The organism is Streptomyces sp. CB01201 (assembly GCF_002803085.1).
Classification (GTDB): domain Bacteria; phylum Actinomycetota; class Actinomycetes; order Streptomycetales; family Streptomycetaceae; genus Streptomyces; species Streptomyces hundungensis.
In genome coordinates, this window is record NZ_NNBJ01000016.1 from 165,981 (window position 1) to 182,313 (window position 16,333).

The following is a 16,333-nucleotide window of genomic DNA, read 5'->3' on the forward strand; positions in this document are numbered from 1 at the left end:
CAAGTGGTCGACGCAGATCGGACATTCGTCATTGTCGGAGGCGGACTCGCGGGGGCGAAAGCCGCCGAGACCCTCCGGTCCGAGGGTTTCAACGGGCGGGTGATCCTCATCGGCGACGAGCGCGAGCACCCCTACGAACGCCCGCCGCTGTCCAAGGGGTTCCTGTCCGGCAAGGACGAGCGCGACAGCGTGTTCGTGCACGAGGTCGCCTGGTACGCGCAGCACGACATCGAGCTGCACCTGGGCCAGACCGTCACCACGATCGACCGCGCGGCCAAGACGGTCCGCCTCGGTGACGGCACCCTGATCCAGTACGACCGGCTGCTGCTCGCCACCGGCGCCGAGCCGCGCCGCCTGGACGTTCCGGGCACCGACCTGGCGGGCGTCCACCACCTGCGGCGCCTGGCGCACTCCGAGCGGCTGCGGCACGTCCTCAAAGCGCTCGGCCGGGACAACGGGCACCTCGTCATCTCGGGTGCCGGCTGGATCGGCCTGGAGGTCGCGGCCGCGGCCCGGGGCTACGGCGCGGAGGTCACCGTCGTCGAGCCGGAGGCCACCCCGCTGCACAACGTGCTGGGCCCCGAGCTAGGCCAGCTCTTCGCCGACCTGCACGCCGAGCACGGCGTCCGCTTCCACTTCGGCGCCCGCCTCACCGAGATCGTCGGCCAGGACGGTCTGGTCCTGGCGGCCCGCACCGACGACGGCGAGGAGCACCTGGCGCACGACGTGCTCGCCGCGATCGGCGCCGCCCCGCGCACCTCGCTCGCCGAGAACGCGGGCCTCGCCCTGGCCGACCGGGCGCACGGCGGGGGCATCGCCGTGGACGCCTCGCTGCGCACCTCGGACCCCGACATCTTCGCGGCCGGTGACGTGGCCGCCGTCCACCACCCGCTGCTCGACACCCGCCTCCGCGTCGAGCACTGGGCCAACGCGCTCAACGGCGGACCGGCCGCCGCCCGCGCGATGCTGGACCAGCACGTGACGTACGACCGGGTGCCGTACTTCTTCTCCGACCAGTACGACCTCGGGCTCGAATACTCGGGGTGGGCGCCGCCCGGCTCCTACGACCAGGTGGTCATCCGGGGCGATGCGGGCAAGCGCGAGTTCATCGCGTTCTGGCTGAAGGACCGCCGGGTCCTGGCGGGGATGAACGTGAACGTGTGGGATGTCACAGAGCCGATCCAGGCGCTGATCCGGGGCGGCGCCCAGGTGGACACCGAGGCGCTCGCCGATCCCTCCGTCGCCCTCGACTCCCTGGCACCCTGACTGTCGTGGCGTCCCCGTAGACTTCATGCGTGGCAGGCAGGATCAACGATGACGACGTGAAGGCGGTACGGGACGCGGTCCCGATCGACGCCGTCGTGTCCGAGTACCTCCAGCTGCGCAATGCGGGGGGCGGCAACCTCAAGGGCCTGTGCCCCTTCCACGACGAGAAGTCCCCGTCCTTCCAGGTCAGCCCGAGCAAGGGTCTCTTCCACTGCTTCGGCTGCCAGGAGGGCGGCGACACGATCGCCTTCGTCCGGAAGATCGACCACCTGTCGTTCTCCGAGGCGGTAGAGCGGCTCGCGGCCACCGCGGGCATCACGCTGCGCTACGAAGAGGGCGGCTACAACCCGTCGAACCAGCGCGGCGAGCGCATCCGGCTCGTCGAGGCGCACAAGGCGGCGGCCCAGTTCTACATCGAGCAGCTGGGCAGCCCCGAGGCGGAGATCGGCCGCAAGTTCCTCGCCGAGCGCGGCTTCGACCAGGCGGCGGCCGCCCACTTCGGGGTGGGCTACAGCCCGGCCGGCTGGGACCATCTGACGCGTTTCCTGCGCGGCAAGGGCTTCTCCGACAAGGAGCTGCTGACCTCGGGCCTGGCCCAGGAGAGCCGCCGCAACCCCATCGACCGCTTCCGCGGCCGGCTGATGTGGCCGATCCGCGACGTGTCGGGAGAGGTCGTCGGCTTCGGCGCGCGCAAGCTGCGCGACGACGACAACGGCCCCAAGTACCTGAACACGCCCGAGACCCCGATCTACAAGAAGTCGCAGGTCCTGTACGGAATCGATCTGGCGAAGAAGGACATCGCCAAGTCCAGCCGGGCGGTGGTCGTCGAGGGCTACACCGACGTCATGGCCTGTCATCTGGCCGGAGTCACCACCGCGATCGCGACGTGTGGCACGGCCTTCGGCGGCGACCACATCAAGATCCTGCGCCGCCTCCTGATGGACAACGGCTCGGCCCGCGTGATCTTCACCTTCGACGGCGACGCGGCCGGCCAGAAGGCGGCCCTGCGCGCCTTCGAGGACGACCAGAAGTTCGCCGCCGAGACCTACATCGCGATCGCGCCCGACAACATGGACCCGTGCGATCTGCGCCTGGCCAAGGGCGACGAGGCGGTCGCGGACCTGGTCCAACCCCGCACCCCGCTCTTCGAGTTCGCGATCCGCCAGATCGTCGGCCGCTACGACCTGGAGACCCCGGCGGGCCGGGCCGCGGCCCTGGACGAGGCCGCGCCCATCGTCGCCAGGATCAAGAACGTGGCGTCCCAGCACGAGGTCGCCGTCCAACTCGCGGGAATCCTCGGCATCCTGGACACCCAGTTCGTGGTGAAGCGCGTCGCCCAGCTCGCCCGCTGGGCCCGCGACCGCGGCGGCAAGGGCCCCGCCCCCGCCCCGGGCCGCCGTCCGCAGTACGAGGACGCGGCGCCGCGCCCCGCCGGCGCCCCGGGCCCCGCCCTGAACCTGCGCAGTCCCGCCCACCGCACCGAACGCGAGCTGCTCAAGCTGGCGTTGCAGCACCCGCACCTGGTCTCCCCGGCGTTCGACGCCTACGGCATCGACGAGTTCACCGCCCCGCCCTACGCGGCGGTCCGCCAGTGCATCCAGGACGCGGGCGGCGCCACCGACGCCCCGTCCGACTATCTGCCGGCCGTCATGGACTCGGCGCCCAACGACGTGGTCCGCGCCCTGGTCACCGAGCTCGCCGTGGAGGCCGTCCACGCCCGCACGGTCGACGAGGCCTACGCGGGCGAGCAGTTGGTGGCCGTGCGCCGCCGGGCCGTCGACCGGCGCCTCCTCGACATCCAGGGCACCCTGGCCCGCCTGGGCCAGCACGGTGACCCGGCCCAACTGGCCGCCGTCCAGAACGAGTTGTGGGTCCTCCAGCAGTACGGCCAGGCCCTGCGCAACAAGGGCGCGGCCGCCCTCTAGGGGCCCTGCGGGAGATCCGCCGCCCGTGACGGCATATCCGTCCGGGTAACCACCCGGTCACGCACCGGCTTCAAAAAGTGGTCGCACGCCCGTCGCGGCGATGCTGTGTCGTACCCCACACTGGGGTGCGGTGCCTGAGTCCTCGGAGCGCGGCCGGCCCACCTTCGGAGGTGGGCGCCTCACCCCCGCGGATCCGCTCATCGTGTACGGGACGGAAAGCGGCCCGGCCGCCCCCGTCCCGCTGCCGCACGCCCCCGATCCGGCAGCGATCACCCTGGAGGTCGCCCCCGTGCAGACCCAGACCCTGACCGACCACGACGTCGTCACGGCCGTACCGCCGCAGTCCCGGGCCGAACACCACCCCGAGGCGGAACCTGCCGGGTCGTCGGCGGGCCCGGCGGCCGGACCGGTCCCCGAGGAGGAGGCCCCCGAGCCACCCGAGCCACGAGCGGGCCGGGCGGACACCGGCGGGCCGTCCTCCGACCTCTTCCGCCAGTACCTGCGCGAGATCGGACGCATCCCGCTGCTCACCGCGGCCGAGGAGGTCGAGCTGGCCCGGCGCGTGGAAGCGGGCCTGTTCGCCGAGGAGAAGCTGGGCAGCACCCCCGACCTGGACTCCCAACTCGCCCTGGATCTGGACAAGTTGGTGGTGATGGGCCGGATGGCCAAGCGCCGGCTCATCGAGGCCAACCTGCGCCTGGTGGTCTCCGTCGCCAAGCGGTACGTGGGCCGCGGGCTCACCATGCTCGACCTCGTCCAGGAGGGAAACCTCGGACTGATCAGGGCGGTCGAGAAGTTCGACTACGCGCGGGGCTACAAGTTCTCCACGTACGCGACCTGGTGGATCCGCCAGGCGATGTCGCGGGCGCTCGCCGACCAGGCCCGCACCATCCGGGTGCCCGTCCACGTCGTGGAGCTCATCAACCGTGTGGTGCGCGTCCAGCGCCGGATGCTCCAGGAGCGCGGCTACGAGCCGACCGCCGAGGAGGTCGCAGCCCACCTCGACCTCACCCCCGAGCGGGTCGGCGAGGTGCTGCGCCTGGCGCAGGAACCGGTCTCGCTGCACGCGCCGGTGGGGGAGGAGGACGACGTGGCGCTCGGCGACCTCATCGAGGACGGCGACGCCGCGTCCCCCGTGGAGTCCGCGGCGTTCCTGCTGCTGCGCCAGCACCTGGAGGCGGTGCTCTCCACACTCGGCGAGCGCGAACGCAAGGTGGTGCAGCTGCGGTACGGGCTCGCGGACGGCCGGCCGCGCACCCTTGAGGAGATAGGCCGGATCTTCGGGGTGACCCGCGAGCGGATCCGGCAGATCGAGTCCAAGACGCTGAACAAGCTGCGCGACCACGCGTTCGCGGACCAGCTGCGGGGCTACCTGGACTGAACGCGAAAGGGCCGGTGCGCTGTCCGCGCACCGGCCCCAACTCTGCTACGCGTCAGTCGACTTCCGCGACCGCCTGGGCGAACTGGGCCGCGTACAGGCGGGCGTACGCGCCCTCCGCCGCCAACAGCTCGTCGTGGGTGCCCTGTTCGACGATCGACCCGTTCTCCATGACCAGGATCACGTCCGCGTCCCGGATCGTGGAGAGCCGGTGCGCGATGACGAACGACGTGCGCCCGTGCGCGAGCCGCGCCATCGCCTTCTGGATCAGCACCTCGGTCCGGGTGTCGACCGAACTCGTCGCCTCGTCGAGGACCAGGATCACCGGGTCGGACAGGAACGCCCGCGCGATGGTGATGAGCTGCTTCTCGCCCGCGCTGACGCCCGTGCCCTCGTCGTCGATGACGGTGTCGTAGCCCTCGGGCAGCGTACGGATGAAGCGGTCCGCGTGCGCCGCCCTCGCCGCCTCCTCGATCTCCTCGCGGGTGACCTCCTTCGCGGCGCCGTACGCGATGTTGTCCGCGATGGAGCCGCCGAAGAGCCAGGTGTCCTGGAGCACCATGCCGATGGAGGAGCGCAGTTCCTCGCGGGTCATCCGCGCCGCGTCCACCCCGTCCAGGGTGATCCGGCCGCCGGTGACCTCGTAGAACCGCATGAGCAGGTTGACCAGGGTGGTCTTGCCGGCGCCGGTCGGGCCGACGATCGCGACCGTGTGGCCGGGCTGCACGCTCAGCGAGAGGTCCTCGATGAGCGGCTTCTCCGGCTCGTAGCGGAACGAGACGTTCTCCAGCGCGACCGCGCCGCGCAGCACCTCGGGGCGCTCCGGGGACGCCGTGTCGGGGTTCTGCTCCTCGGCGTCGAGCAGCTCGAAGATCCGCTCGGCGGACGCGACTCCGGACTGCACCAGGTTCGCCATCGAGGCGACCTGGGTCAGCGGCATCGAGAACTGGCGCGAGTACTGGATGAACGCCTGCACATCACCGATGGACAGCGAGCCCGTCGCGACCCGCAGCCCGCCGACGACCGCCACCAGCACGTAGTTCAGGTTGGACACGAACATCATCAGGGGCTGCATGATGCCGCTGTTGAACTGCGCCCGGAACGACGCCTCGTACAGCGCGTCGTTCTGCTCGGCGAAGGCCTCGGCCGACTCGTTCTGCCGCCCGAACACCTTCACCAGGGCGTGCCCGGTGTACATCTCCTCGATGTGCGCGTTCAGCTTGCCCGTGGACTTCCACTGCTGGACGAACTGCGGCTGCGAGCGCTTGCCGACCTTCGTGGCCACCACGATCGACAGCGGCACCGTGATCAGTGCCACGAGCGCGAGCAGCGGCGAGATCCAGAACATCATCACCAGCACGCCGACGATGGTGAGCAGCGAGTTGATGAGCTGGCCCATCGTCTGCTGCATCGTCTGCGAGATGTTGTCGATGTCGTTGGTGGCGCGACTGAGCACCTCGCCGCGCTTGGCCTTGTCGAAGTACGACAGCGGCAGCCGCGACAGCTTGGTCTGGATGTCCTCGCGCATCCGGAACACGGTCTTGTTGATGGCCCGGTTGGAGAGCCGGGTGGCCACCAGCATCATCAGGCCCGCGCCCACGTACACGGCGAGGGCGACGAGCAGGATGCTGCCGACCGCGCCGAAGTCGATGCCCTTGCCGGGGGTGAAGTCGACCCCGGAGAGCATGTCGGCGAGGCCGCCCTGGCCGCGGTCGCGCAGGCCCTGGATGGCCTGGGCCTTGCTGATCCCGGCCGGCATCTGCGGGGTCTTGCCGATCACGCCGGCGAAGACCAGGTCGGTCGCCCTGCCGAGGATCTTCGGGCCGACCACCGACAGGCCGACGCTGACGACGACCGCGAGCAGCATCACGCTCAGGAGCGCCTTTTCCGGGGCGAGCCGTTTGATCAGCCGCTTTCCGGATTCCTTGAAGTTCAGGGACCGCTGATCCGGGCCGCCGCCCATCATCATGCGTCCACCGGGCCCGCTCATGCCGCCTCAGCCTCCGTCAGCTGGGAGAGCACGATCTCCCGGTACGTCTCGTTGTCGGCCATCAGTTCGTGATGGCGGCCGGTGCCGACGACCCGTCCCTCGTCGAGGACGATGATCCGGTCGGCGTCCCGGATGGTGGAGACCCGCTGCGCGACGATCACGACCGTCGCCTCGGCGGTCTCGCGGCCGAGCGCGGAGCGCAGCGCCGCGTCGGTGGCGTAGTCGAGCGCCGAGAAGGAGTCGTCGAACAGGTAGATCTCCGGGCGCTGCACCAGCGTCCGGGCGATCGCGAGCCGCTGGCGCTGACCGCCGGACACGTTCGTGCCGCCCTGCGCGATCGGCGCGTCCAGTCCGCCCTCCAGCTTGCCGACGAACTCCTTGGCCTGGGCCACCTCCAGGGCGTGCCAGAGGTCCTCGTCGCTCGCGTCGGGGTTGCCGTACCGCAGGTTCGTCGCCACGGTCCCGGAGAACAGGTACGGCTTCTGCGGGACGAGGGACACGGTCTTGGCGAGCAGGACGGGGTCCAGGGTGCGGACGTCCTCGCCGTCGACCAGGACCTGCCCGTCGGTGGTGTCGATCAGCCGGGGCACCAGGCTGAGCAGCGTCGACTTGCCGCTGCCGGTCGAGCCGATGATCGCGGTGGTCTCGCCGGGGCGGGCCACCAGGTCCACGCCGCGCAGTACGGAGGCCTCGGCGCCGGGGTACTTGAAGTCGGCTCCGCGCACCTCCAGATGGCCGTGCCGGCGCAGTTCGAGCACCGGGGCCTTGGGCGGCACGACGCTGGTGTCGGTGCCCAGGACCTCCTCGATGCGCTCGGCGCAGACCTCGGCGCGCGGCACCATCATGAACATGAAGGTGGCCATCATGACGGCCATCACGATCTGCATGAGGTACGCCAGGAACGCGGTGAGCTGGCCGATCTGCATGTGGCCGCTGTCGATGCGGTGCGCGCCGAACCAGACGACGGCGACCGAGGAGACGTTCACGACGGTCATGACGGTCGGGAACATCAGTGCCATGAGCCGGCCGGTGGCCAGTGAGACCTCGGTGAGTTCGGTGTTGGCGCCCTTGAAGCGCTCCTGCTCGTACTCGTCGCGCACGAAGGCGCGGATCACGCGGTTGCCGGTGATCTGCTCGCGCAGCACGCGGTTCACGGTGTCGAGGCGGGTCTGCATGGTGCGGAACAGCGGGCGCATCTTCCGCACGATGAGCGAGACGGCGATGCCGAGGACCGGGACGACGGCGAGGAGCACCGCGGACAGCGGCACGTCCTGGCCGAGCGCCATGATGATGCCGCCGACGCACATGATCGGCGCGGACACCATCAGGGTGAACGCCATCAGGACCAGCATCTGGACCTGCTGGACGTCATTGGTGGTGCGGGTGATCAGGGACGGCGCCCCGAAGTGCCCGACCTCGCGGGCGGAGAAGGACTGCACACGCGCGAAGACGGCGGCCCGGACGTCCCGCCCGAGGGCCGCCGCGGTCCGTGCGCCGTAGAAGACGGCGCCGATGTTGCAGAACACCTGGACGAGGCTGACGGCGATCATGATGCCGCCGTGTCCCAGGATGTAACCCGTGTCCCCGTTCACGACACCGTTGTCAATGATGTTCGCGTTCAGGGTGGGCAGATAAAGGGTGGCGCTGGTCTGGAGCAGTTGCAGCAGCACCAGCAGGGCGATCGGTTTCTTGTACGGCCCTAGGTGGGACCGCAGGAGTCGTATGAGCACGCGCAGGCTCTCCGGGTCGGCAAGATCGGGGGTTCGACCCCCCATCTTGCGACACTCCACCCCTGGAAGCTCAAGCGATTATCGAGCTGGAGTCAAAAGGAATAGCAAAGAGCCGATGCCCGGCCCGCGTCAAGCACCCTGGCCGAAGGCTCCGGGGTGGATCTCGTCACGGGTCGCGATGTACTGCTGACGCACCGCCTGCCCGACGGCCAGGTCCTCGCCCGGCTCGAAGACCTGCGCGGAGGCGCCCTGCCAGGCCGGCGGGGTGTGCGCGGCGAGCGTGCCCTGCGCTACGCCGAGCGCCCAGGCCGCCTGCCGGGCCGCGCCGAGCGCCGCGTACTCGGCGGGCTGCGGCACCACGACCTGCGTGCCGAAGACGGCCGGTGCCACCGCCTGCACGGCGGGCAGTTCGGCGGCGGCGCCGAGCAGGAACACCCGCCGCACCTCGACCCCGCGCCCGCGCAGCACGTCCAGGGCGTCGCCGAGCGAGCAGAGCATCCCCTCGAAGGCGGCCCGCGCCAGGTGCTCGGGCTTCATCGACTCGCGGCGCAGCCCGGCCAGCGTGCCGGCCGCGTGCGGCAGGCGCGGGGTGCGCTCGCCCTCCAGGTAGGGCAGCAGGACCAGACCGCTGGCGCCCGGGGTGGAGGTGAGGGCCAGCTCGCTGAGTTCGGCGAGATCCTCGACGCCGAGCATCTCGGCCGTACCGCGCAGGGCCCGCACGGCATTGCTCGTATGGACGACCGGCAGATGCATCCCGGTCGCGTCGGCGAACGACGTAATCATCCCGCTCGGGTCGGCCAGCGCCTCGTGATGCACGGCCATGACCGAGCCCGAGGCGCCGAGCGAGACCACCGCGTCGCCCGCGCCGACGCCGAGCCCGAACGCGGCCGCCATCGTCTCGCCGGTACCGGCCGAGATCAGCAGCCCCTCGGGGGTGGTGCCGGCCGCGTCCGAGGGCCCGAGCACCTCGGGCAGCGCGACCTGGTGGCCGAGCGCGAGTTCCACGAGGTCGGGGCGGTAGAAGCCGGTGGCGGCGGACCAGTACCCGGTGCCGGAGGCGGCGCCGCGGTCGGTGGTGCGCCGGGCGGGCCGGCCGAGCAACTGCCAGACCAGCCAGTCGTGGGCCTGGAGGACGCCGGCGGTGCGCTTGGCCGCCTCCGGCTCGTGCCGCGCCAGCCAGCGCAGTTTGGACACCGCCTGGGCGGCCCGCGGTACGCAGCCGACGGCCTGCGCCCAGGCCTCCCGGCTGCCGAGCCCGTCGATGAGATCGGCGGCGGCCACCTGCGCCCGCTTGTCGTTGCCGGTCAGCGCGGCCCGGACCAGGTTGCCCTGGCCGTCCAGCGGTATGAGTCCGTGCTGTTGGGCGGAGACGCCGATGGCCTGGACGCCCTCCAGCAGGCCGCCGGTCGCGGCCTCGCCGAGCGAGAGCAGCCAGGCCTGTGGATCGACCTCCGTCGCCTTGGGTTCGACCGGATGCGGGGCGTACCCCTGCCGCAGCACGGCACCCGTGTCGGTGTCGCAGACGACGATGCGAGTGAAGGCGGAAGAGCTGTCCAGCCCGGCGACTATCCCCATGGTTGACGATTCTGCCGCACGCGCGGGACTCCTGGGACGGCGGTGGTCGGGACAACGCTGTCGGCCGCCGGACCCGGAGGCCGAGCGGCCGGGGCAGGGGTGGCCCGTGGGTCAGGTGTTGCTGGTGCCCCAGTCGTCCTCGGTGCCCTGGCCGCGCTCGCGCAGGGAGCGCACCCGGTCGGCGACGGAGGCGGGCACCTTGTCCCCGACCTTGTCGCTCACCGCGTGGAAGGCCTTGCCCGCGACCTGGCGCGAGGTCTGCGCGGCCGACTCGGCGGTGTTCCGCACTGCGGGGTTCTGGGCCACCTGACGTGCGGACTTCTTCAGCTGCTCGTAGCGCTCGCGGCCGGCCTTGGTGCCGAGCACGTATCCGAGGGCCAGTCCGGCGACGAACGTGAGCCGGTATCGCATGGTGGTCACCCTTCCCTAGCGTGTGTGCCGCGCCTACCCGCGCGGCCCCGTGATCACCCAGGGCGGAACCGATTGGCGGAGCACCCCCCTGCTTGCGCTAATGTATGTGTCGCAGCGAACGCACGCCGCCCGGGAGACCCCAGGTGAGTACGTTCGACGCAACGAGACATTCCCCTGTAGCTCAATTGGCAGAGCAGCCGACTGTTAATCGGCAGGTTACTGGTTCGAGTCCAGTCGGGGGAGCTCGGTCTCCTGTAGCTCAATTGGCAGAGCAGCCGACTGTTAATCGGCAGGTTACTGGTTCGAGTCCAGTCGGGAGAGCAGCGGAAGAGGACCCTTCGGGGTCCTTTTTCGTATCCGGTGGAACCGCGAAGCTCCCCGCGAAGTCCTCATGGGCGTGCGATGCCGACCATCCGAGGCAGGAGATCGTATGAGCGGCTATGCTGCGGCAGACGGCGCGCACAAATGTGCGCGACGCGCCGTTAGGGGCGGTAGCTCAGCCGGTTAGAGCAGCGGACTCATAATCCGTCGGCCGTGGGTTCGAGTCCCACCCGCCCCACCAACAGGTGGCAGAGCAGAAACGTTCTGACCAGGCGTTTGCCTGGTCGGGCGTCAGGTCGCAAGGATGATGGCGGCCTCTTGCGGTCATGGTTTCATGATCGTGAGGACAAATTGAGGACGCTGGCTACGCGGCGGCGTTGAAACCCTCGTTCGGCTCAGTGTCGTCCTCATCCGGCGCCTCTTGTGCCACGTCCTGAGCCGAGGTTTCAGGCTCGTCGGGCTTCTCGTTCGCAGAGGTGTTCTTCTGCGGAGTCCGGGGCACGACTGCGCTGGTCGACTCAGCTTCGGCGGTCATGAGCTGAGGCAGAACGCTCGTGTAGGTGTCCGATGTGATCTGCCGGGAGCTGTGCCCCAGCCGTTCCTGTACGACCTTGATATCCGCCCCGCCGAGCAGCGCCAGCGTCGCGGACAGATGCCGGGTGTCGTGCAGGCGGACCGGAGGAAGTCCGGACAGTTCCACGAGCCTGTTGAACCGCCGGCTGATCCAGTCAGGGTGCAGGGGTTCGCCGTTCTCGTGGGTCCAGACTCGGTTGCTCTCGACCCAGGCCTCCTCGCCCGACCACTGATCGCGTTCCTGCGCTTGAGTGATCCGCCAGTCCTGCCAGTGGTCGCGAGTCAGGGCGTCGAGGGTGACTGTGCGGACGCTGTCCTGCTTCGGAGCCTCGTCGTACTGGCGATATGCGACCTCCACGACCTGTGCAGAGATTCGGAACCACGGGCCGGACAGGCTGACCTCCGTCCAGGGCAGAGCGGCCATCTCGCCGCGCCGGGGGCCACGGAAGATGAATCCGTGCCACATGCCGTACAGCCGGTCATCGCAGATGAAGTCGAGGAACTGTCCCGTCTGCTCGGGAGTCCACACCATGACGGGGCTCGGCTTCTGGCCGGTCCGCTTCCATTCTTCGACCCGCTCGGGCGTCCAGACCAACGCCTTGGGGCGCTTGACCGCAGGCAGCTCGACCATTGCGGCCCAGTTCGTTGCATACTCGCCGCGCTTGACACCGCTTCCCAGGAACGAGCTGAGAGTGGCGTTGATGCGATGCATCGTCGCTGCACTGGTGATCTTCCGTCTGCCTCTGCGGCCCTCGCGCAGAGCTGCGTTGGCGGCCAGGTAGGCCCGGCGTACGAGACGGCGATCCTCCCTCTTGCCCGCGGCGTGCACCCACGCCGTATGGGCCGCATCGCGCGCTTTCTCCAGCTCGACCACCTTGGCGTGGTGGAGAAGGCGTTCCGCGTTTTCACGCTCGATCGCGTCGTACAGAGCTTCGACGTGGCGCAGCCGGAGGCCGCGGCGCTTGATGTGGCCGAGCTGAGGTTCGAGGTAGAGGGCGATGTGTTCCTCGTATCCGTGGCGGGTGGTGCGGGCCAGGCTCCGCTTCTTCTTGATCCAGTTGTGCAGGTCCTCGCCTACGGTGGCGTCGCTGAGCCCGTCGGCACCGCCGACGGCGGCGCGGTAGATCTCCTCCGCTTTGTCCTGCGCGTCCTTCTTCAGGGCGAATCCCCTCGACGCACACGTCGACGAGTCCCGCCCTCTCCGGCCCTCAGGTCGCAGTGGAAGTACCAGGTGCCGTGGCCCTTCTCCAGAAGCATCGGGCAGTTTGCGCCGAGCATGCGCATCTTGGGTTTGCCGCCGGCGGTGAGTATGGGCGTGCCGTCCTCGTCGATGGCGGGGGCCTTGCAGGCGCAGTGCCGGTAGTAGCTGGGATTGAACATGAACGTTCCCTTCGCGGCTTTCGCTTGTGGATCTTGCGTGTCGGTCTTCGTCGAACCGATGCTCCATCTTGCCCCAACACTCCAGTGTTGGCGTATCCTTGAATCATGTTGGGCGCGTGGGAAATCGCGACAACGGGATGACTGTGAACGAAGCATCGGTAGCTACTGGCTCCAGGGCCGCAGCGATGACCCTGGAGGAACTCCTGGCACTGCCGCCGACGGTGAACGTGTCGACGGCGGCGCGAGCCTTGGGCATTGGCGTGCGCAAGGCTTACGGCTTGATCAAGAAGGGGGACTTTCCTGTGCAGCCGCTCACGCTGGGTGGCGCGGTCAAGATCCCCACTGCCGCACTGTGGCGGGTGCTGGAGGTGGCCCCTCCGGCGTCGTAACTGGTCGGCCCACGTAGGACTGGCCGACCTGACATGGCCGACTGAAGGCCGCGTCTAGGATCGGGCAGGCTACGGAGCACCTGAGATAAGAACGGACGGGACCGCATGCCACGGCTCTACGGTTTCGACGACCAGTCGCGTCGTCGACTGCGTGATGATGAAGTCGGCCCGCTTCGGGAGATGGTGAGCCGGGCCCTCGCGGATCAGTCCAATGCGGATGTCGCCACCTGGGCGAATGAGCAGGGGTACAGAGGCACGCTGGGCGGAGAGTGGAAGGACGCGTCCGTCGGACGGCTGTTTCGCAACCCTGCGATCGCCGGGCTGATGCACGACGAGAACGGGGAACTGGTCGATGCGGGGCATCCCGGCGTCGTCACTCCGGAGGAGTTCGCCGCCCTGGCCGAGCGCGAGCAAGGCCGTAAGACCGCCGATGCTGTCCCGGCATTCGACTACCTGCTCAACGAGGGCGCTTGCGAGTGCGGGGGGTGCAAGCAGTACCTGAGCGGCGCGCGGACCAACGCGGGGTCCCCTGGATATCGGTGCCGCCCGAAGGACAAGCTAGGGCGCGGCGGTTGCGGGGAGGTCCGCATCGATGCCGAGCTTCTTGAAAACCATGTGGGTGAGTACGTCGTGGCGGAACTCCTCAAGCCCGGTGTCCGGGCTCAGATCCTGAAGGCTCAGGCGGCAGTCACGCGGCAGGTCGAGGACCTGAAGGCGGCGATCGCAGGCCTGGAGCAGCGGCAGAAGGAGTCAGCGAAGCTCTACGGCAGCCGTCAGATCAGCAAGACGGCATTCGTGACGGCTGACGCAGAGATCGTGACGAACCTTAAAGAAGCCCGAACGAAGCTCCGTTATGCGGAACAGATGGCGAACTTCTCCTTGGGCGGTGCCAAGGATCTGGTCAGGTGGTGGAACAGGGCTCCGCAGGCTTCGAAGCGGGCTCTCGTACTGCTGCTCCTGGAGAGGATCCAGGTGTTTCCCGCCAGCGCCCGCGGTGTACGTACCGTTGAGCCCGGACGAGTCGTGCTGCACCGGCAGAAGATTGGCGCACCCTCAAGCGGCGCTTGAGGTCATGGCCTTGCGGTTGGCGATCCGCCGGCCAACCATCGCCATCGTGAGGCCGGTGATGAGGGCGACGACGGCCAAGCCCGCCAGGAGCGGCGAGACGATCTCCTCGGCCTTGAGGGGCCAGGGGTGCCGCAGGTAGTGCGTCACCAGGTAGGAGCCCTTGCTGGCTGCGTAGGCGACGCCGAAAGCTGCGGCCACGGCCGACACGGTGAGCCCCCGGGCTGACCAGGAGCAGCGCCGACGAGTACGCCAACACCGTCATCGCCACCGGCGCGGGGGAGGGCAGGGCCAAAGGGCGGGTCATCGACTCGGTCCTCGACGGGCGCCTGCGCCTGGAGCACGTCATGGACCTCCCCGACGACAAGGGCAGCGACATCCTCGCGCAGCGGGCACGCGCCGAGCGGATCCGCCGCCAGACCCGCGGGAGCGTCGACCAGATCCGCATCCGCCCAGACCACCCCGCCGCCCCGCTCGGCTCATTCCAGGTCGGCGACGACGTCATGGTCACCGTGCACAACGCGTGGACCGACTGGTCGGGCTGGTGCCGCATCACCGGATGGACCGTCCGCACCGGCGGCAGCGACGGCGAGACCGTCACCGTCGACCTGGCCCGCGCCGACAGCTACCACTACGGCTCCGCCACAACCTGACCCCATCACCCCGAAAGGAGCCCCCTATGCCCGATGAACTGCACCGCCTGGGAGCCGAGATCGCCGACCTCAAGAGACGCCTCGACCAGCTCACCCGCTCGACCCAACTCGGCTCCTCTTCCATCGAGAACGGCGCCATCCAGGTGTATGACGCCACCGGCTCTCTGCGCGCAGTGATCGGACAGCAACCGGACGGCACGACCGGTGCCATACCCGTGAACGGACCGCCGCCGCCGGCCCCGAGCGCCCCGCTCGTCGCGCCGATCATCGGCGGGCTCACCGTCACCTGGGACGGCGGCTGGGTCTCCGGCACCGCGGTCGGAGACCTGGCACGCATCCAGGTCCACCTGTTGCCCTCAGCCATCGCCGAGCCGGACCCGCGGAACCCGGACGCGACCATCGAAAGCCAAAGCGGAGCCAGCACCCCGGTGCTGTGCCGCTCCTACGACCCGGTCTGGGTACGGCTGGTCGCCGTCAACACCTCGGGCACACCCGGCCCTGCCAGCCCCGCGGTTCAAGGAACGCCGCGCCGATTGGTCGCCACCGACGTGTACGAAGGCACCCTGACCGCCAAAGAGATCAAAGCCGGATCCCTCACCGTCGACTCGATGGACGTGAACTCCCTGCGCGCGGGCTTGTTCACCGCGGGGTCGGTCACCGCCGACATGCTCACCGCGGACGCCGTCAACGGGAAGACGATCAAGGGCGTCCACATCATCGGCGTGCAGATCGACGGCGCGGTCCTGCGTACCGGTGACTCCGGCAGCCGCGTCGAGATCACCCAGGTCCCAGCGTCCGATACCCAGCCGACCACCGGCCAGGTCCGTCTGCTGTCCGGGGCGGCTACCGAGGTGTCGCCCGCCGCCCTGTACTCGGCCTACGACGCCGCCACCAATAAGTCGACTTTGAGACTCCAGTCCGCCGAGCTGACGGCTCCGACGCCACCGGGCGGCGGCGCAGTCTTCTTCAGCGGCCCTCCGGTCTATCCCGGAGCATCGCTGTCCATGTGGTCCGAACCCAACAAGGGTCGTATGGAGATGAGCGCCACCGAGATCGTCAGCAACGCCCGGTCCACCCTCTTCGGTTCCCTGCCCTTCGACCGCATCGACATCACCAGCGCCGGCTCCATCAACGCGCGCGACCGGAACGACCAGCCCGCAGCCGTGTACTTCCACAACCGTTTCTTCGTCGACCCCAAAGGCTGGATCGGCCTCTACAACCAGACGTGGAAGACGCCGTCCTGGGTGCCAACTGGGCACATTGGGGGTCCACGTTCGACCGGGTGGCGTACCGCATCTACCCGGACCGCACAGTCGGGCTGCGCGGCATTCTCAAACGCACGGCCAAGTCGACTGCGGTCAACGGTGAGGAGTTGTTCACCGTGCCGGCCGAAGCCTGCCCGGCCAACTACATCCAGCAGTTCCCCCTCGTCGTGATGCCCACAGGCACTCTGGGTACGGTGAGCGAGCTGGTCAGCGTCAATCTCAACCCGGGGACCGGCGCCGTCACCTTCTCCAACATCTCCCAAGCCGCGGGCACCCAGCTGGCCACCGGCAACGGCTACGTCAACCTCAACATCCGGTACCCGCTGGATTGAGCCGGTGCCGTTCCAACGTCACGAGCGGCTTGCCAACAACTCGGCGAGCAGCCGAGCGGCCGTAGACTGCTTGACGGCGT

General features: G+C 69.3%; 14 protein-coding genes and 3 tRNA genes. 11 read left to right on the top strand and 6 right to left on the bottom strand.

From position 1 onward, the window contains the following. The first annotated feature begins 3 nt into the window (after positions 1 to 3). From CG740_RS29665 to CG740_RS29675, 3 genes are all read left to right on the top strand, one after another. A complete protein-coding gene (locus CG740_RS29665; protein ID WP_100578350.1) occupies positions 4 to 1,266 on the top strand; it encodes an NAD(P)/FAD-dependent oxidoreductase in 1,263 nt (420 codons plus the stop codon). A 29-nt stretch (positions 1,267 to 1,295) separates the two neighbouring features. Next, on the top strand, positions 1,296 to 3,191 hold the full coding sequence (gene dnaG, locus CG740_RS29670; RefSeq protein WP_100578351.1) for a DNA primase: 1,896 nt from the start codon (positions 1,296 to 1,298) through the stop codon (positions 3,189 to 3,191). A 130-nt stretch (positions 3,192 to 3,321) separates the two neighbouring features. Continuing rightward, entirely contained in the window at positions 3,322 to 4,572 is a 1,251-nt protein-coding gene (locus CG740_RS29675) for an RNA polymerase sigma factor (protein WP_100578352.1), read from the top strand. Between the two features lie 52 nt (positions 4,573 to 4,624). On the opposite strand, the gene CG740_RS29680 is transcribed toward CG740_RS29675, so the two are convergent. The 4 genes from CG740_RS29680 to CG740_RS29695 all read right to left on the bottom strand — a co-directional run bounded on the left by CG740_RS29680 (position 4,625) and on the right by CG740_RS29695 (position 10,275). After that, positions 4,625 to 6,559 carry an ABC transporter ATP-binding protein gene (locus CG740_RS29680; protein ID WP_100578353.1) on the bottom strand — a complete coding sequence of 645 codons (1,935 nt, stop codon included), beginning with the start codon at positions 6,557 to 6,559 and terminating at the stop codon, positions 4,625 to 4,627. After that, positions 6,556 to 8,289, bottom strand: a complete 1,734-nt coding sequence (locus tag CG740_RS29685) for an ABC transporter ATP-binding protein (RefSeq protein WP_100578354.1) — start codon at positions 8,287 to 8,289, stop codon at positions 6,556 to 6,558. Before CG740_RS29685 ends, CG740_RS29680 begins: the two co-directional genes overlap by 4 nt. A gap of 129 nt (positions 8,290 to 8,418) precedes the next feature. Next, on the bottom strand, positions 8,419 to 9,864 hold the full coding sequence (locus CG740_RS29690; protein WP_100578355.1) for an FGGY family carbohydrate kinase: 1,446 nt from the start codon (positions 9,862 to 9,864) through the stop codon (positions 8,419 to 8,421). Between the two features lie 111 nt (positions 9,865 to 9,975). Continuing rightward, on the bottom strand, positions 9,976 to 10,275 hold the full coding sequence (locus tag CG740_RS29695) for a hypothetical protein (protein WP_100578383.1): 300 nt from the start codon (positions 10,273 to 10,275) through the stop codon (positions 9,976 to 9,978). 170 nt (positions 10,276 to 10,445) lie between these two features. On the opposite strand from CG740_RS29695, the gene CG740_RS29700 reads away from it, so the two are divergent. From CG740_RS29700 to CG740_RS29710, 3 genes are all read left to right on the top strand, one after another. Next, positions 10,446 to 10,518: transfer RNA gene (locus CG740_RS29700), tRNA-Asn, on the top strand. Positions 10,519 to 10,523: 5 nt separating this feature from the next. Next, positions 10,524 to 10,596: transfer RNA gene (locus CG740_RS29705), tRNA-Asn, on the top strand. A 164-nt stretch (positions 10,597 to 10,760) separates the two neighbouring features. Next, a tRNA-Ile gene (locus CG740_RS29710) sits at positions 10,761 to 10,837 on the top strand. Between the two features lie 123 nt (positions 10,838 to 10,960). Here the strand turns inward: CG740_RS29710 and CG740_RS29715 are convergent. Further along, on the bottom strand, positions 10,961 to 12,616 hold the full coding sequence (locus CG740_RS29715; RefSeq protein ID WP_100578356.1) for a tyrosine-type recombinase/integrase: 1,656 nt from the start codon (positions 12,614 to 12,616) through the stop codon (positions 10,961 to 10,963). A 118-nt stretch (positions 12,617 to 12,734) separates the two neighbouring features. Here CG740_RS29715 and CG740_RS29720 point away from each other — a divergent pair, with 118 nt between their 5' ends. Together CG740_RS29720 and CG740_RS29725 are read left to right on the top strand one after the other, a co-directional pair. Continuing rightward, positions 12,735 to 12,938 carry a DNA-binding protein gene (locus CG740_RS29720; RefSeq protein WP_100578357.1) on the top strand — a complete coding sequence of 68 codons (204 nt, stop codon included), beginning with the start codon at positions 12,735 to 12,737 and terminating at the stop codon, positions 12,936 to 12,938. Between the two features lie 105 nt (positions 12,939 to 13,043). Then, positions 13,044 to 14,006 (top strand): recombinase family protein, encoded by a 963-nt coding sequence (locus CG740_RS29725; RefSeq protein WP_100578358.1) that lies wholly within the window; start codon positions 13,044 to 13,046, stop codon positions 14,004 to 14,006. On the opposite strand, the gene CG740_RS29730 is transcribed toward CG740_RS29725, so the two are convergent. Continuing rightward, entirely contained in the window at positions 13,992 to 14,204 is a 213-nt protein-coding gene (locus tag CG740_RS29730) for a hypothetical protein (protein WP_199846613.1), read from the bottom strand. The two genes, CG740_RS29725 and CG740_RS29730, sit on opposite strands and share 15 nt — an antisense overlap. Positions 14,205 to 14,350: 146 nt before the next feature. Between CG740_RS29730 and CG740_RS29735 the strand changes: the two genes are divergently transcribed. Genes CG740_RS29735 through CG740_RS39885 form a run of 3 tightly spaced genes read left to right on the top strand, consistent with a single transcriptional unit; the run spans position 14,351 to position 16,253 of the window. Next, entirely contained in the window at positions 14,351 to 14,656 is a 306-nt protein-coding gene (locus CG740_RS29735; protein WP_100578359.1) for a hypothetical protein, read from the top strand. Positions 14,657 to 14,682: 26 nt separating this feature from the next. Beyond that, positions 14,683 to 16,092: a hypothetical protein gene (locus tag CG740_RS29740; protein WP_100578360.1), complete on the top strand. Its 1,410-nt coding sequence runs from the start codon at positions 14,683 to 14,685 to the stop codon at positions 16,090 to 16,092. A gap of 23 nt (positions 16,093 to 16,115) precedes the next feature. Continuing rightward, entirely contained in the window at positions 16,116 to 16,253 is a 138-nt protein-coding gene (locus CG740_RS39885; protein ID WP_159030430.1) for a hypothetical protein, read from the top strand. The last annotated feature ends 80 nt before the right edge of the window (positions 16,254 to 16,333 follow it).

Coding starts and splice junctions, on each gene's coding strand:
- CG740_RS29720 (WP_100578357.1), top strand. CDS start 12,735: ATGACCCTGGAGGAACTCCTGGCACTGCCGCCGACGGTGAACGTGTCG.
- CG740_RS29690 (WP_100578355.1), bottom strand. CDS start 9,864: ATGGGGATAGTCGCCGGGCTGGACAGCTCTTCCGCCTTCACTCGCATC.
- CG740_RS29735 (WP_100578359.1), top strand. CDS start 14,351: ATGGACCTCCCCGACGACAAGGGCAGCGACATCCTCGCGCAGCGGGCA.
- CG740_RS29715 (WP_100578356.1), bottom strand. CDS start 12,616: ATGGAGCATCGGTTCGACGAAGACCGACACGCAAGATCCACAAGCGAA.
- CG740_RS29680 (WP_100578353.1), bottom strand. CDS start 6,559: ATGAGCGGGCCCGGTGGACGCATGATGATGGGCGGCGGCCCGGATCAG.
- CG740_RS29740 (WP_100578360.1), top strand. CDS start 14,683: ATGCCCGATGAACTGCACCGCCTGGGAGCCGAGATCGCCGACCTCAAG.
- CG740_RS29695 (WP_100578383.1), bottom strand. CDS start 10,275: ATGCGATACCGGCTCACGTTCGTCGCCGGACTGGCCCTCGGATACGTG.
- CG740_RS29725 (WP_100578358.1), top strand. CDS start 13,044: ATGCCACGGCTCTACGGTTTCGACGACCAGTCGCGTCGTCGACTGCGT.